A 16,034-nucleotide genomic window follows, 5' to 3' on the forward strand; every position below is an offset into this window, starting at 1 on the left:
ATTTATGCTAATTCCTTATCGGTTAGTGCTAGAGCAGCTTCTATTGTGTCGTCCATATCGTAGTATTTATAGTTTGCAAGGCGGCCACCAAAAATGAACTTATTGGCATATGGCTCCGTTTTAGCAAGTTCTTGATAACGGGCTAATAATGCGTTGTTCGTTTCATCATTAATTGGGTAGTAAGGTTCGTTGTCCTTACTAAATTCGTGTGGATACTCTTTGGTCACTACCGTTTTTTCTTGAGTACCGAACTCAAAATGCTTGTGCTCTAAAATACGAGTGTAAGGTACTTCACGTTCCGTATAGTTTACTACTGCATTGCCTTGGTAATTATCTTGTTCGAGTACTTCAGTTTCGAAATGCAAACTTCTATATTCCAACTTGCCGAACTGACAATCGAAAAACTCGTCGATTTTACCTGTGTAAAGCACTTTATCAGCTAATTGATTGTATTCATCACTATTGTCGAAATAGTTTACACCAGTGCGCACTTCTACACCTTCAAGTAATGCGTCGGTCAATGCATTGTAGCCACCTATTGGTATACCTTGATAAAGATCATTGAAGTAATTGTTATCAAAGGTAAATCTAAATGGCAGTCTTCTAATTATAAACGAAGGGATTTGCGTAGCAGGGCGTCCCCATTGCTTTTCTGTATACCCTTTGATGAGCTTTTCATAAAGATCGCGACCGCCTAAGAACAAAGCCTGCTCTTCAAGGTTTTGAGGATCAATATCAGCATAAGGCGCTCTTTCCTGCGCGATTTTATCTTTTGCTTCTTGAGGTGTAGTCACTCCCCACAACTGATAAAACGTATTCATATTAAAAGGTAGGTTATAAAGCTTGTCTTGATATCGAGCAACAGGCGAGTTGACATAGTGGTTAAATGATACAAAACGATTTACATAATCCCACACTTCTTGATTGCTGGTATGGAAAATATGTGCGCCATATTTATGAACGTTGACTCCTTCAATGTTTTCACAATAAATATTGCCACCGGTATGGTCACGTTTGTCTATGACTAAAACTTTCTTGCCTTGATCCGTAGCTTCTCGGGCAAACACAGCACCAAATAAACCAGCACCGACGATTAGATAGTCGTATTGAGCGTTTTTCATTCGAAGTTGCCTTCTATAATCGTTTTCACAAATTTAAGTGCCGAATGATATCAAAATTGGACTTAAAAAAAATGAGTTTTAGCAAAAGTATTTGTAAGAGATACCTTGTCCATCAAATGCATACACTCTGATGGCTATTATCCTCCCTTCAACATCTGCGCTATTGATTATTTTTGAACTAGTAGTCGCAAAGTGGTACAGAGAATGAACTGAAGGCTTATAGAATTAATTTGGCAGTATGTGGGGAGAACAACTTTAATTGCTATTTAGGCACGCTTGATGAAAGGGCTGTTTAATATAATTGATACGACACTTTATCGCTTGATTGGTTTCTATTTTAGCTAAAAGTAGATAGATCAAATCTTACTATAAGAGAACTATCTACTCTCACCGCTAAACCAACACAATTCTATGATCGTTTATTTGACAATTTCCAAACTGACGGCCCATGGTTTTTGTTTGTCTAAGGTAGTACCAAAATTCACAGCTACTTTCGTATCTGATAGGTCACTGGTAAATGTTGAACGGCTACTTTCTTTGCCAAAATGCTGTTTTTCTTCCCAATCTGGGCTTAGGCATGTTTTTAGCTTTTCGTTTACTTGTTCAAATCTAACTAAAGCAGCAGTTTTCCCTGAAAACGCTTTATTGCACTCATACGCAGTATTACCGCTCGTATATAAGTTGATCTGGCAGCTATCTTCAATTAAATGGGCTTTAGGTTGCCAGCTTTTCATTAGCTTGCCGTTTATTTCGCTACCTTTTAGTATTGAAAAGCCGTCACCAGCCCCTGTGATCAGTGCATTAACTTTTTCACAGTCAGTCATGTTTTCAACTTTTTTCTCTACGTCACTGGGGAGTGTATTGCACCCAACTAGCGTTATTAACCCGATAGAATATAATAGGTGGCGAACAACCATGGCAGCTTCCTTTTTAAATTTTTCCTAAGCATACCATGGTCATTTCGGATGAGATAGTTTAGCGGTGCCTTTTGGCTAATGTCTCTACAACTTGCGGTAAACTGAGCTCACTTCGTTGTAAAAGTACTAACAGGTGGTAAATTAAATCAGCAGATTCGTTAAGTAATTCCTCTTTATCTTGTTTCATGGCTGCAAGAGCGACTTCAACGCCTTCCTCACCGACTTTTTGACAGCTCCGGCTTAAGTCTTTGGCAAATAATGACGCTGTATAGCTGGATTTTGGATCTGCATTTTTTCGCTCACTGATGACTTTTTCTAAAGTACCTAAAAAAGCAAGCTCTGGTTTTGCATCTTCGAAGCAGCTCTCAGTCCCTAAATGGCAAGTCGGTCCAGCGGGCGTTGCTAAAATTAAGATGCTGTCTTTATCACAGTCAGTGTGCGCTTCAACGAGCGTAAGCACATTGTTTGATGACTCGCCTTTAGTCCACAGTCTAGATTTAGATCTTGAGTAAAATGTGACGAGCTTTTTTTCGAAAGTCACCTGCAGTGCTTCAAGGTTCATAAATCCTTGCATCAAGATCACACCTGTCGCGTAGTCTTGCACAATGGCTGGGATCAACTCTGATTTACCAAAGTCGACAGTGCTGAGGTTTTCTGGTGTTAATTGCATAATCTTGTCGCTACCTTATTATCTTTTAAGTATTGTTTTAGCTTTGGTATCTCAATGACTTGTTTATGGAAGACACTTGCCGCTAAGGCGCCATCGACATTGGCTTGATTAAATACATCGACAAAATCTTGTTCTTTACCAGCACCGCCAGACGCTATTAGGGGGATGTCACACAGTGCCCTCATTTGCTTCAGTTGTGATAAATCATAGCCTTTGCGTACACCATCTTGGTTCATACAGTTTAAAACAATTTCACCAGCACCTAAATCTTGTACTCGCTGGATCCATTCTTGAGTTTTGTATCTAGTTTGACTCGCTGCGTTAGGGTCACCAGTTAACTGATACACTAAGTACTCCCCACTGTGTTCATCGTAGAAGCTGTCAATGCCTACCACAACACACTGCTTGCCAAACTCGTCATGTAATTCCTTGATCAACTCAGGCCTGGCGATTGCAGGGCTGTTGATAGATATTTTGTCAGCGCCTTGTTCTAGTACTTTAGCAGCATCATCAACCGACTTTATCCCACCGGCTACACAAAAAGGGATGTCGATATTTTTGGCGATATCTCTGACCCAGTTTAAGTCGAGCAATCGTTTCTCAACACTGGCACTAATTTCATAAAATACCAATTCATCGGCACCTTGTTCGCTGTATAACTTAGCAAGATCGATGATGTCACCAACGACTTCATGTTGTTTAAATTTCACCCCTTTGACGACTTGGCCGTTTTTGACATCGAGGCATGGAATTATGCGTTTCGATAACATGCGATAGCCTCCTCAACTGTAAATGCGTCATCTAATAATGACTTACCAAGGATTATGCCGCTTACGCCGATCTTGATGAGTTGTTTTATATCTTCCAAAGAGCTGACGCCACCAGAAGCTTGTACTTTTGCCGCTGGACTGTGTGCAACTATTTGTTGATACAGTTCAAAAGAGGGGCCCGTCATAGTGCCATCTTTACTTATATCCGTACACAAAAAGTCGTATACACCAAGGTTCAAATAGAAATCAATGAGCTCAAATAAGGAAACGCTAGAGTCACTTAGCCAACCGTGAGTCGCTACAGACCAACCGTCGGCACTTTTATTCACATCTAATGCGATGACAAAACGTTCGGCACCAAATTCTTGGATCCACTCGGCCAATTGCTCTTTTTGGTCCACGGCCAAAGACCCTATTACCACTTGGTTTGCTCCAGCTTTGAGCCATTGCTTAATGTCTTCGTATGCACGGATCCCCCCGCCAACTTGATAGGGAGTGTCTAATTCACTGGTAGCGTTTTGAATTTGTTGCCACTGTTTTTTATTTGGATCTCGTGCCCCCTCTAAATCAACTAGGTGCAATTTTATGGCGCCGGCATCTTGATATTGATGAAGGCGAGACTGCAAGTCAAAAGGGTAAAATTGAGCCGTATCATATTTGCCCTGATAAAGGCGAACAATTTGGCTATCTAAAACATCGAGTGCAGGGATTATCATGTTCGTTCCTTATTAAACTTGCCATTGCATAAAATTAGTTAAAAGTTGTGCACCGACTTTGGCGCTTTTTTCAGGGTGAAACTGCATGCCAGCGTAATTGTCTTTAGCGATAATTGCTGAAAAGGGTTGGCCATATTCGCAGCTTGCCAACGTCGTACTATTTACCTCATGGGCAAAGCTGTGTACGAAGTAAACTTGATCGTCACTTGTAATACCCTTTGTCAAAGGATGTTCTTTGCTGACTTTGATGTTGTTCCACCCCATATGTGGGCTCGTTAAATTACCTGTTTGCAACGTCTTGATGCTGCCGTCAATAATTCCAAGTCCTTTGACATTACCTTCCTCGCTGTCATCACATAGCATCTGCATACCGAGACAAATGCCCAGCAGAGGTTTGTTATATTCATTAATAGCTTGCTGCCATCCTTGCTCAATTAGGCGTTTCATTGCGACGTTGGCATGACCAACACCCGGCAGTACAGCGCGATCAAATTTATTTAACTGACTTGGGTCTGATAGCACTTCGGGAGTGACGCCGAGGCGTTCAAACGCAAAACGAACGGAATTGATATTGGCGCAACCAGTATTAATTATGGCGATCATAAACACCCCTTTGAACTAGCTGTGAGTTGAGACAGATCTTTAGCTATTGCCATGCGTAATGCACGAGCAAATGCTTTGAATAGCCCTTCAACTTGGTGGTGACAGTTGCCATCAGATACGCTTAAAATCAGGCTTATTTGCGCATTGTCTGACAAAGATTTAAAAAAGTGCTCGACCATTTGCACATCTAAATCACCTACGCTATCTCGACTAAAGTTGGCGTTGAGCACAAAAGACGCGCGACCAGATAAATCAATTTGGCACTCTGCTTTACACTCGTCCATTGGTAGGGCGAAACCATAACGTGCAATTTGGGACTTTGTGCCCAAGGCCTCACGAAGTACTTGACCAAGCGCGATACCCACATCCTCTACCAAGTGGTGTTCGTCAATGTGCAGGTCACCTTTTGCTGTTATTTCCAAGCCAATATTTGCGTGAGTGCGGATTTGGTCTAGCATGTGGTCAAAAAAGCCTAGGCCTGTATTGATTTCGCCGTTAGCTGTTTGATCTAAGTTAGCTGCGACTGCGATTTGTGTTTCTTTGGTGTTTCTTATTACACTTGCCTGACGATTTTGTGTCGTTAGCTCAGTGACAATTTTGTTCCAATCACCATCATAAAGAATGCCTTGAATACACAAGTTTTCAGCGAGCTGAATATCTGTATGACGGTCACCAATGACATAAGAGCGAGATAAGTCTACTTTTCCGGAGCGCATAATTGACGTCAGCAGGCCAGTTTTTGGTTTACGGCAATTACAGTTATCTTCGTCGAAGTGCGGGCAAATTAATACTTCGTCAAACTTGATCCCCTGTGATGAAAAGATCTCCATCATTTTATTGTGCGGGGCGGCAAAGTCTGCCTCGGGAAAGCTATCAGTGCCTAATCCATCTTGATTAGACACCATAACCAGACGGTATCCTGCACTTTGCAACGCCAGCATAGCTGGAATAACATTGGGTAGTAGTGCTAGCTTTTCTAGGCTATCTACTTGTTTATCTGTCACTGGTTCTTCTATTAATGTGCCATCGCGGTCGATGAATAGATATGGCGTACTCATTTTACTTCCTTACTCGCTTTGCTCTAACCAAAGTTTGACTTGTTCTAACTCTTGCTCGCTGCCGATAGATATTCTCAGCCAGTTGTCTTCACCAAATAGCGTAAATGGTCGCATGATGGTGCCAGCTTTCATTGCGTTACTAATCAGTGTCTTGTCGCTCAGTTGCAAAGTGATAAAATTGCCCTCACCAGATAATAATTGAGTGACAAGGGGAGATTTGCTTAGCCATGCTTCCAGTTTGGATTTGTTGCTGTTTAAAATGCTTACCTGACGGCGCATTTGTGTGACCGCATCTGGCGTCAATGCTTGCTCTGCGATTTTCGCAACCGCAGTTGAAACAGGGTAGGGGGCAATGACTTTTCTCACAGGATTTAATACTGCGTCATTGGCAAGTAAAAACCCCGTACGTAGACCTGCTAGTGCAAATGCTTTAGACAGAGTTCTAAGGACTACGACATTATTAAAGTCTTGCAGCAAAGACACGGCACTTTGTTCCGGCGCAAATTCAATATACGCTTCGTCCACAACAATCAACGCTGAGTTCTCGAGTGCTTTTGCCAGAGAGGCTACTTTGTCTACAGGTGTTAAACTTCCTGTTGGGTTATTTGGGTTGCAAATAAAAACTAACTTAGCGCTGCCAATACGCTCGCTCAATTCACTGATTTGATCTCGTTGCAGTTGTGCTTGTGAAAGTTCGTTAATAGCGATATTTTGCGTATCAGCAGATACCTTGTACATTCCATAGGTTGGCGTGAAAATGGCGATGCTGTCTTTTGCAGGTTCACAAAATGTGCGCATTAACAGTTCAATGCCTTCGTCTGCACCTCGGGTCATCAGAACCTGTGTTGGAGCAAGTTGTGCATAATTACTGTACGCATCTATCACGGCTTCAGGTTGTGGCTTTGGATATCGATTTAACTCATCGAGTGACAGTTCAACGGCTTTATTAAACGGGCTTTCATTGGCGTTAAGCCAAGTGCTGCCTGTGAGCTTCTCACTTTTTGCAGAGCTATATGCTTTTAAGCTCGCAATATTTTGCGGTAGTAATGAATTAGACATTGTTATTTCCCACCATTTATTCTGATTGCAACGGCGTTGGCGTGCGCATCCAGCCCTTCAGCCTCAGCCAAAGGTAAAATCGCTTTGCTCAAATTAAGTAAACCTTGTTTAGTAATGGATTGAACTGTGTAGGTTCTAAAAAAGTCCATTAAATTTAAACTGGAATAGGTTTTACTGTAACCATACGTTGGTAGTACGTGGTTAGTTCCCGATGCGTAGTCGCCTGCTGATTCTGGTGTATAGTCGCCGACAAATACTGAGCCTGCATTTTTGACTAAATCAATTCGGGATTGCGCATCTCGTATTTGCAGTATTAAATGTTCTGGGCCATATTCAGCCGAAAGTTCAAACGCTTGCTCTATTGATTCAACAAGTATTAGCGCGCTATTTTCCATTGCTTTTTTGGCAATGTCTGCCCTTGATAGTACTGCCAACTGCCTAGTGATCTCGGCTTCAACTTCATTAATAAATGATGCGCTATCGCAGAGGAGCAATACTTGAGAATCTGCACCATGTTCTGCTTGAGATAATAAATCGGCTGCCGCAAAAGCTGGGTTGGCATGTTCATCGGCAATAACAAGCACCTCGGAAGGACCGGCTGGCATGTCGATAGCGAATCCTGGCACAGACTGCGACAGTAACTGTTTTGCCATGGTGACAAATGCGTTACCTGGACCAAAAACTTTATCTACTTTTGGGACGCTTTCTGTTCCCAGTGCCATCGCGGCGATAACGCCTGCACCACCACTTTCAACGATGATGTTGATATCGCACTTTTTAGCTGCATATAAAATAGCAGGGTGGATTCGCTCATCCCCTTTAACCGGTGTTGCGAGCACGACTGTTTTTGCACCACTCAACTGCGCACATACACCCTGCATTAGCACAGAAGAGGGCAGTGGCGCACTTCCGCCTGGTACATAAATTCCAACAGCATCAATGGCTTGGTATTTTAATTCGCATACAACACCAGACTGTGTCTCAAGCATTTTTGATTCAGGCAGTTGCAGCTCGTGGAAGGCACGAATATTGTTGTACGCTTGGTCAATTGCATTTTTTAGCTCGCTGCTGAGTTGAAGTTCGCTTTGCGCGATTTCGTCTTCAGTTACACGCAATCTATCCGATTGACGATTATCAAACTGCTCAGCCATTTCAAATAGAGCTTTATCGCCTTTTTGGCGCACTTCCTCAATGATACCTTCAACAGCAATTTGCACTCCCGCCCCTGCGCTAACCGCAGGGCGAGTGAGCAATTTGAGCTGTGCTTGTTGGTCTAGTTGATTCCAAACGAGCATGGTTTACTCCATCATTTTTTCTATTGGCATGACGAGTATTGAGTTGGCCCCTAAGGCTTTTAACTCTTCCATGGTTTCCCAAAATAGCGTTTCACTGCTTACCATGTGTAGCGCCACGTAGTCTTCACTGCCAGCAAGAGAGAGCAAAGTAGGTTGCCCAGTGCCTGGAAGCAGCGCGCAGACCTCTTCGAGTTTTGCTTTAGGGGCGTGTAACATGATGTATTTACTTTCTTTCGCTTGTCTAACGCCTTTCAAACGCGGGAGTAACTTGTTGATCAGAGAAAGCTTGTTGTCATCGTTGAGATTAGCATTTTGGATTAAGCAAGCATTAGACTCCAAAATGGTGTCACCTTGCATTAAGCCGTTGGCTTCTAAAGTTGCGCCAGTAGAAACTAGGTCGCAAATTGCATCAGCAAGGCCTGCACGTGGTGCGACTTCAACGGAGCCCGTTAACATGACAACACTTGCGTCAATATTTTCGTCAGCAAGGTACTGTTTTAATATTTCAGGATAGGTTGTAGCGATGCGCTTGCCGTTAAACCAATCTTTGGATTGTTGACCTAGCTCCTGTGGCCATGCAAGTGCGAGCCTACAATAGCCAAAATCTAGTTTAGAAAGCTTCTTTACGGCGTTGGCTTGACCAACTCGCTCGCGCTCAGCTTGTGTTTCGACAAGTACATTTTCACCAACAATTCCTAAATCACATACGCCATCCATTACCAATCCCGGAATATCGTCATCGCGCACTCGTAGTACGTCGATTGGCATGTTGGTTGAGTGAGCGATGAGGCGTTGCTCACGTAGATTGAGCTTGACGCCCAGTTGTTTTAACAAGGATTGGCAGTCTTTTGATAGTCTGCCTGACTTTTGGATTGCGATACGTAAGCGATTAGTTGTATTCATAATTTATTTCCTAATATTCAAAAACGAAAAACCCCGAGGGAACCTCGGGGCGAAATAAATTTTAAATACGTTGAGTGATTCGCCGGAGGTTCCTTTTAGGAATAACCCACCAGCGAAATACCTGACAGGCTATCCCGATGTATGATGGTGATGATGTACTGCTGTCAGATTTAAAAACATGTTCTTACCTGTAATGTAAAATTTTTTGTAATTCGATTAACTTTTTATAGATAATCATGAAATTACCAAAGCTGGCAAGTACTTTTTAAAAATAAATAAAGAATAATTTATATCAGCCGATAATAAGTATGTAGGTCAGTAGTTTACTTTGGAGGAGGTGTGTATATGGATGTATTTAAACCTTTCATGGCTCCGATTGTTCGCTTGAAAATTGCGCACAATGGTCCATTTAAGATTGTAGGTGTATTGGATAACAAAGCTGAGAAAATAAAGGGCAAGTCTCAAGCGAATAATGTCGATAGTGAACTTAAACATCAACGGGATTTACCTGAAGATGAAGACAAGGAAGATGTTAAAAGTGAAGAAGACGAATCTCATTTGGATACTTGGGCATGAATAAGGCAGCTTTGAGTCAGTTAAGCTCAATATATATAGGGTGTTTACGGGGTTAACTAGGCATAAAATACGGAACAGTGTGCAGGGTTGGCTTGCTCTCATTTAGATTTGAAATTAGAATTGCCTGACTTATTTAGTCAGGTAATATTTTTCTTTGTCTATAGAACCGTACTTTTCGTCCTCCGGCCCGCTTGCACGCCATTTTTCCGGTTACCAGCCAAGACGGCCGCAAATTGAAATGGCTATTGCAATTGATGAAATTGTCAAAAATGGCGGTCAGTGTGTGGTTGAGGCGGGTACAGGCACGGGTAAGACGTTTGCTTACCTTGTTCCAGCACTTATAAACCAGAAAAAAGTGATCATTTCTACAGGCTCAAAAGCACTTCAAGAGCAACTGTATCACCGTGATTTACCAAATCTTGTAAAAGCACTCGAAAAAGGGCGCAAAACTGCGTTGCTCAAAGGGCGTGCTAACTATCTATGTACATATCGACTTAATCAGCATGTTGCGCACGTTCCAACGGACGATCCTGATGTGATGCACCAGCTTGCTATGGTTGCAAAATTTGCAACTGAAACTCAAACTGGCGATCTGGCTGATTGTGTTGGTATAGAAGAAGATGCCAAAGTACTGCCCTATGTTAGTTCCACAGCTGATAATTGCTTAGGGAAAGAGTGTCCAGATTTTGCCGAATGCTATATACGCAAAGCAAGACTTAAAGCAATGGATGCGGATTTGGTTGTGATTAATCATCATTTGTTTTTTGCGGATATGGCAGTAAAAGACTCTGGTTTTGCCGAGTTAATGCCTACCGCAGATACTTATGTCTTTGATGAGGCACATCAAGTTAATGAAATTGCAAGTGACTACTTTGGTGAGTCCATCAGCACAAAACAACTTAATGATTTGGTGAATGACATCCGAGTGATCTATCTAAGTGATATGCCCGACATGCTGCAGCTGGGCAAGACGCTCAATAAGTTAGCAACCAGTATTGCAGATCTGCGATTGGTCTTTGGTGGGGATGGCGCGCGCGGAGATTGGCGAGAAGCACTTAAAGACAAGGTTATTTGTGAGGCACTTCACAGAGTTATTGGTAATTTAGACTTTTTATATAAAGTATTGAAACTTTGCCTTGATAGAAGTGACAAAATTGAACATCCATTTGAGCGCGTTATGGCATTTAAAGGCCTGATGGAACGGGCGTTTGATGTAGCGCAGACAGGATACAGCTATTGGTTTGAAACAACACGTCGTTTTGTCACAATTCATATTACGCCGCTGGATGTGTCGAACCGATTTCGAGAAATAATCAAGAAAACAGAAGCTGGTTTTGTGTTTACTTCGGCTACTTTGTCAGTTGATAATCGCTTAGAACACTTTAATTCTAGTCTGGGCTTAGAGCCTGATTTTCACAAAATCGTCGACAGCCCGTTTGACTACCAAAAACAAGCGCTGCTCTGCCTTCCAAGATACTTGCCCGAAACCAAAGACGAGTTGATGCCGCATTCACTGGTAAAGGTTGCAAAATCTGTAATAAATGCAGCCCAAGGGCGCACGTTTTTGCTGTTCACCAGTTACCGTGTTATGCATCTAGTGTATGAAGGGATCAGCACTGCGACCGAGTACCCTGTATTTATGCAAGGGCAGTCGTCGAAACGTATTATATTGGAGCAGTTTATTCGTCATGGTAATGCGGTGTTACTTGGTACAGCCTCTTTCTGGGAAGGTGTTGATGTCCGAGGTGATGCGCTGAGTTGTGTTGTGATAGATAAATTACCGTTTACTTCACCAGACGATCCGCTGCTACAAGCCAAAATGAAAGACGCTGAATTGAGCGGAAAAGAGCCTTTTGATGATATTCAGCTACCTCAAGCCGTGATTGCCCTGAAGCAAGGGGTCGGGCGATTAATTCGTGATAGAGCCGACAAAGGTGTGCTAATTATTTGCGATAATCGCTTAGTTACGAGAAAATACGGTGAAACGTTTATTAAAAGCTTACCACCAATGACTCGCACAAGAGACTTGGAGAAGGCATTGAAATTTTTAGAGAACATCGATAAACATGAAACATAATTTGCTAGCAATAGACGCTTCTACTGAAGCCTTAAGTCTTGCCCTATATTTCGAAGGCAACACGTTTACTCATTTTGAAGTGTGTCCCCAACAGCATAGTCAGAAAATTCTTCCGCTTGTCGATGCGCTTTTGTCTAAAGCAAATTGTACGCTTCAACAGTTAGATGGGATCGTATATGGTCGTGGACCAGGCAGCTTTACTGGTGTTCGGATTGGTGTTGCTGTTGCTCAAGGATTAGCATATTCAGCGGGTTTAAAACTCTCTGGTATATCTACGCTTCAAGCCATGGCACATGAGGCCATCAAGGAAAAAGGGTGTAATGAAGTGATCAGCGCAATTGATGCGCGTATGGGTGAAATTTACTTGGGGCACTTTATCAAAGACGCGCAAGGTAATGCCGTAGCGAAACAAAATGAAATAGTCATTAAGCCTGATACAATAACAGGAGACTTTAATGGAGTCTCAGGGGTTGGAACTGGTTGGCAAACTTATTCTGATGATGCAAAGCGACTTAATGTGTCTACCATTGACTCAATCTCTTTGCCAAATGCAGCCTATATGTTAGAACTTGGCGATATCGCTTTTGCCACTGGTGATACAGTCTCGGCTCAAGATGCACAACCACACTATGTGAGAGACACAGTAACGTGGAAAAAGTTGCCTGGTAGAGAATAGAAAGCTATCCTTAAATTAGGCACAATGATGGGCGCGTGTGATGCAAATTAATCAAGTTGTTCAAAATAGAGATACTTACCAGCTTAGATCTCAGGTTTTAAAAACTCAAAACGACTCGCGCCCAACCGAAAACAATCAGAAAGTCAGTGATATAAAGTTCAGCTCGCAAGGTGTCAAACTAGCAGAGCAGTTTCGACAAGATAAAAATTCGGTTATTTACGATCAACCTTCCTTCAACTCAAATAAAGCTGTTCAAGCCTATTCAGCCTTGCAAAATGACAGCCGCCGCTCGGAAATCCAGTCTTTAATAGGTGTTGATATATACGCCTGATCAGGTTGAATTATTTTCAGTAAAAAATTGCAATAAGCGATTGTATTCTAATTTTATTGGGGTAATGTAAAAAGAAAAACTGAGTTGTGACAAGAACGTTGCTGAATAAATTTAACCAATATGCATTTAAAATTTCCTCTAACACTGTGATTCTTTCGCTGCGTGAGGGCTATATTGCGTTAATTCCTTTCTTCATAGTTGCTTCTGTTATCACACTAATCAATCAGTGGCTCAATATCTCCATGAAAGGCGTTGAGCATCAATTTTTAGAGGACTTCAACACGCTAGTATGGGGAATTTTCCCTGTACTCACCTTGATGTCCTTTAGTTACTACCTATCAAAAAACCTCAAAGTTCATACTATTGCTAGCCCTATTTTAGTTTTCACTTGTTTTACGGCTACAACGGGTTACATTACAATTTCTGGTAGTGACTTAGCAATTAATCACCGAATGGGTGCCTTGTATTCTCTGCTAATGCCAGTGGTGTGTTGTTACTCTTTATCTTATTTAGAGCGCTTAAAAGTTTTCCGCCTAGTAGGCGTAAGCTCAATCAGCTTATTTTTACGTAAACATTTAAATCTAATTTTACCCTACTTAATTGTGACCAGTGTGGTGCTGCTGTTATTCCCCTATATTGATTTGGCCGCTGAAACCATAGTTGAAGGGCTGAGATCTCTAAACCCACACTGGAATGTATTTGAAAAGCTCTCCATGCAGTTATTGATATCTCACTTGCTGTGGTTTATCGGTGTTCATGGGGATAATACTTACCATATTCTGGTGTCGAGTGAATTAACTAGTTATTACGTACTTCCGGACTTAATCAGCTACAACTTTTTTACTGGGTTTGTTATTTTGGGTGGCACTGGTTGCATTTGGGGCTTAATCGTTGCTGCTTTGTTTTTAAAAAAAGGGCAACATGAAAAGCGTATAGCAATTATTTCCTCACCTTTGGCTATGTTTAACATTAGTGAGGTCATGATTTATGCATTACCAATTGTATTTAACCCTTACATCTTATTGCCATTTTTATTATGCCCTTTAGTGAATGCATCGATTGCATATTTTGCTTTTTATAGTGGCTTTATTTCTATTCAATATATTGAAGAAATACCTTGGTTTACGCCCATATTTATTAATGGTTGGCTGTTAACTGAAAGCGTAAAAGGAGTTTTTTTACAAGTTGCACTGGTTTTGATTAACGCCCTAATATATTTTCCGTTCTTGAAGGCTAACCGAGACAATAATTTATCTGGAAAAGCGCTAGATGTACTAATGAAGCGTTATACAGCTGGCCGTATGATTGAGGAAGGAGCAGAGGGCTCTTTTAGTGCAACACAAAGAAAAGAGCAAATTAATGCACATAGCTTAAAGGAAGTAACTGAGGCGCTTAATCAAGGTGCATTGACACTGTTTTATCAACCCAAAATTAACCCGTATAACAAACAAGTAGTTGGCTTTGAAGCCTTATTAAGGCTAACCAATAAAGATGGCACTGTATCCGGGCCTTGGTTCTTAGAAACTCTTGAGCAACATAACCTATTACATATCATTGATAATTATGTGATTGACCAATTGGAAATAGATCTGGAGCAATTTTCAAAGCATGGGTTAAAACCAAAAATTAGCTTTAATATTTCACCGCAAAACCTCCTTACTGGAGGCTATAGACGAATTATCAAAGCATTTGCCAAATTTCCTGGTCAAGTAGAAGTTGAGCTATTGGAGTCTAGTTATATAGAAGACTTTAATAAGACAGTGACGATTGTTGATGCGCTCAAGAAGAATAAAATTGATTGTGCAATGGATGACTTTGGTACTGGCTACTCTTGTTTGTCTGTTTTATCAAAGCTTAATATTGAAACTATAAAGCTTGATCGAAGTCTATTACCTGATCAATTAAATAGTAAATCTATTTCTCTATATACGAATTTATCTGAAATGATTTCTAAGCTGGGGTTCAAGCTGGTGGCAGAGGGAGTGGAAACTACAGACGAAGAACAAGTTGTAAAACAATCTCATATCGAGTGTGTGCAGGGTTTTCTATACTTTAAAGCGATGCCTGTTGAAGAGGCAATTTATTTGTTCATGACTAAAGGCGCTACACAGCAGGCAGAGGACGCAACAAAAACCAAAGAGACGGAAGAATAAAACAGCTGATGTACTCACCCACCAAAACTGCCTGCATTTTATAGCCATTAACTTTTTCTATTGCCTGAGCTTTGGATAGAGAAGTTCTGTGTAATTTATTAACGTAGGGGGTTACTCTGCGCTGTCTTTAACAATACCGCTAGGTTGTTTTATAAAAATCGAGTCTTGTGGAATGTGATTGTGCGAGCGAAAGGCGCAAGCCTATTTGCTGTAATATCAACGAGATAGCAGAAATGCAAATACAAGGCTAATACAGCAGGAAAAGTGAAACCCACTGGATCACCTCTTAAAGCCTCAACTAGTTCACTGCTATGACAAATGACGAATTAGCAAGTTACTTGAAACTTTATAAATTTACAATTCCTTAATTATTTTATAACTTAATGATGATGTAGTAATCATATCTTTTGTTGATGGCCTTAAAAGTCAGACAGTAATGTTTGCACCCATCACGAAAGAGCAAGTCGACTCTGTTAATTAATTGAACTTTATTTAGATCAGTAATTTATAGAAAAATTAATTTTTGGATTAAAGGGAAAAAGTATGAAAAGGTTAGCTGCAATCTCACTGGTAGTTGCTTCACTGGCTTCACTAAACGCAAATGCAGGGCCCATTTCTACTGTTGAAGTAGAGGCTGCACAAAAAGGTTGGGGTGAAGGGATTGTTAAAATTGGCCAATCAAAAGACCCAAGAAAAGCTGCTATTCAACATTTGGAAAGGTTTTATGCGTTTGATTATGGACAAGTGTTGTTTAAACCAACTTTAGCATCGGTAGACCAATTCAGAGGCACTAAAAAAGAAGCGTTGTCTTACTTTGTGGGTCAAGATTTGGCTGAAGATAAAGGCTTTGCTCTAGCGCCTTACGTCAAGGTGCGTTGGGAAAATGAAGGGATCATCACGGATGGTGATTCGGCTATATCTATGGGTAACTACTATTTCACTAATAAAAAGGGTGAAGAAATTAAAGTAGAGTATTCATTTGCTTATATCAAAGATAAAGAAGGTAACGTCAAAATAAACCTACACCATTCGTCATTGCCATTTAAGCTTTAAGTACCCCTATATTGTCAACTGCCCAGATGTATGTTTTGAGCTGCTGGGTAGTTGAT

Annotated in this window: 16 protein-coding genes; 6 read left to right on the plus strand and 10 right to left on the minus strand. The window is 41.2% G+C overall.

Going from position 1 to position 16,034, the window contains the following annotated elements:
* Positions 1–2: 2 nt before the first annotated feature.
* The 10 genes from glf to hisG form a co-directional block, all read right to left on the minus strand.
* A complete protein-coding gene (gene glf / locus QNM18_RS20430) occupies positions 3–1,121 on the minus strand; it encodes a UDP-galactopyranose mutase (RefSeq protein WP_284138286.1) in 1,119 nt (372 codons plus the stop codon).
* A gap of 419 nt (positions 1,122–1,540) precedes the next feature.
* Positions 1,541–2,038 (minus strand): hypothetical protein, encoded by a 498-nt coding sequence (locus QNM18_RS20435; protein WP_284138287.1) that lies wholly within the window; start codon positions 2,036–2,038, stop codon positions 1,541–1,543.
* A gap of 58 nt (positions 2,039–2,096) precedes the next feature.
* Positions 2,097–2,708 (minus strand): bifunctional phosphoribosyl-AMP cyclohydrolase/phosphoribosyl-ATP diphosphatase HisIE, encoded by a 612-nt coding sequence (hisIE, locus tag QNM18_RS20440; protein WP_284138288.1) that lies wholly within the window; start codon positions 2,706–2,708, stop codon positions 2,097–2,099.
* Entirely contained in the window at positions 2,699–3,478 is a 780-nt protein-coding gene (gene hisF, locus QNM18_RS20445) for an imidazole glycerol phosphate synthase subunit HisF (protein WP_211008699.1), read from the minus strand. The genes hisIE and hisF overlap by 10 nt, the downstream gene beginning before the upstream one ends.
* On the minus strand, positions 3,460–4,194 hold the full coding sequence (gene hisA, locus QNM18_RS20450; protein ID WP_211008700.1) for a 1-(5-phosphoribosyl)-5-[(5-phosphoribosylamino)methylideneamino]imidazole-4-carboxamide isomerase: 735 nt from the start codon (positions 4,192–4,194) through the stop codon (positions 3,460–3,462). Before hisA ends, hisF begins: the two co-directional genes overlap by 19 nt.
* A gap of 12 nt (positions 4,195–4,206) precedes the next feature.
* Positions 4,207–4,797: an imidazole glycerol phosphate synthase subunit HisH gene (hisH, locus tag QNM18_RS20455; protein WP_284138289.1), complete on the minus strand. Its 591-nt coding sequence runs from the start codon at positions 4,795–4,797 to the stop codon at positions 4,207–4,209.
* Positions 4,794–5,855, minus strand: a complete 1,062-nt coding sequence (gene hisB, locus QNM18_RS20460) for a bifunctional histidinol-phosphatase/imidazoleglycerol-phosphate dehydratase HisB (RefSeq protein WP_211008702.1) — start codon at positions 5,853–5,855, stop codon at positions 4,794–4,796. Before hisB ends, hisH begins: the two co-directional genes overlap by 4 nt.
* Before the next feature lie 9 nt (positions 5,856–5,864).
* Entirely contained in the window at positions 5,865–6,914 is a 1,050-nt protein-coding gene (gene hisC / locus QNM18_RS20465) for a histidinol-phosphate transaminase (protein WP_284138290.1), read from the minus strand.
* Positions 6,915–6,916: 2 nt separating this feature from the next.
* Entirely contained in the window at positions 6,917–8,209 is a 1,293-nt protein-coding gene (gene hisD, locus QNM18_RS20470) for a histidinol dehydrogenase (RefSeq protein ID WP_284138291.1), read from the minus strand.
* A 3-nt stretch (positions 8,210–8,212) separates the two neighbouring features.
* Positions 8,213–9,112: an ATP phosphoribosyltransferase gene (gene hisG, locus QNM18_RS20475; RefSeq protein WP_023397774.1), complete on the minus strand. Its 900-nt coding sequence runs from the start codon at positions 9,110–9,112 to the stop codon at positions 8,213–8,215.
* Positions 9,113–9,457: 345 nt separating this feature from the next.
* On the opposite strand from hisG, the gene QNM18_RS20480 reads away from it, so the two are divergent.
* From QNM18_RS20480 to QNM18_RS20505, 6 genes are all read left to right on the plus strand, one after another.
* Positions 9,458–9,688 carry a hypothetical protein gene (locus QNM18_RS20480; protein WP_211008705.1) on the plus strand — a complete coding sequence of 77 codons (231 nt, stop codon included), beginning with the start codon at positions 9,458–9,460 and terminating at the stop codon, positions 9,686–9,688.
* Between the two features lie 238 nt (positions 9,689–9,926).
* Positions 9,927–11,765, plus strand: a complete 1,839-nt coding sequence (locus tag QNM18_RS20485; RefSeq protein ID WP_284138292.1) for an ATP-dependent DNA helicase — start codon at positions 9,927–9,929, stop codon at positions 11,763–11,765.
* Entirely contained in the window at positions 11,755–12,441 is a 687-nt protein-coding gene (tsaB, locus tag QNM18_RS20490; RefSeq protein ID WP_211008707.1) for a tRNA (adenosine(37)-N6)-threonylcarbamoyltransferase complex dimerization subunit type 1 TsaB, read from the plus strand. Before QNM18_RS20485 ends, tsaB begins: the two co-directional genes overlap by 11 nt.
* Before the next feature lie 40 nt (positions 12,442–12,481).
* Complete coding sequence (locus QNM18_RS20495; RefSeq protein ID WP_211008708.1) at positions 12,482–12,772, plus strand: hypothetical protein; 291 nt, start codon at positions 12,482–12,484, stop codon at positions 12,770–12,772.
* Positions 12,773–12,858: 86 nt separating this feature from the next.
* On the plus strand, positions 12,859–14,925 hold the full coding sequence (locus tag QNM18_RS20500) for an EAL domain-containing protein (RefSeq protein WP_284138293.1): 2,067 nt from the start codon (positions 12,859–12,861) through the stop codon (positions 14,923–14,925).
* Positions 14,926–15,468: 543 nt separating this feature from the next.
* Complete coding sequence (locus QNM18_RS20505; protein ID WP_284138294.1) at positions 15,469–15,978, plus strand: phosphoribosyl-AMP cyclohydrolase; 510 nt, start codon at positions 15,469–15,471, stop codon at positions 15,976–15,978.
* Positions 15,979–16,034: the final 56 nt, after the last annotated feature.

It is taken from the genome of Pseudoalteromonas obscura (assembly GCF_030135505.1).
In the GTDB taxonomy this organism is placed as follows: Bacteria; Pseudomonadota; Gammaproteobacteria; order Enterobacterales; family Alteromonadaceae; genus Pseudoalteromonas; species Pseudoalteromonas obscura.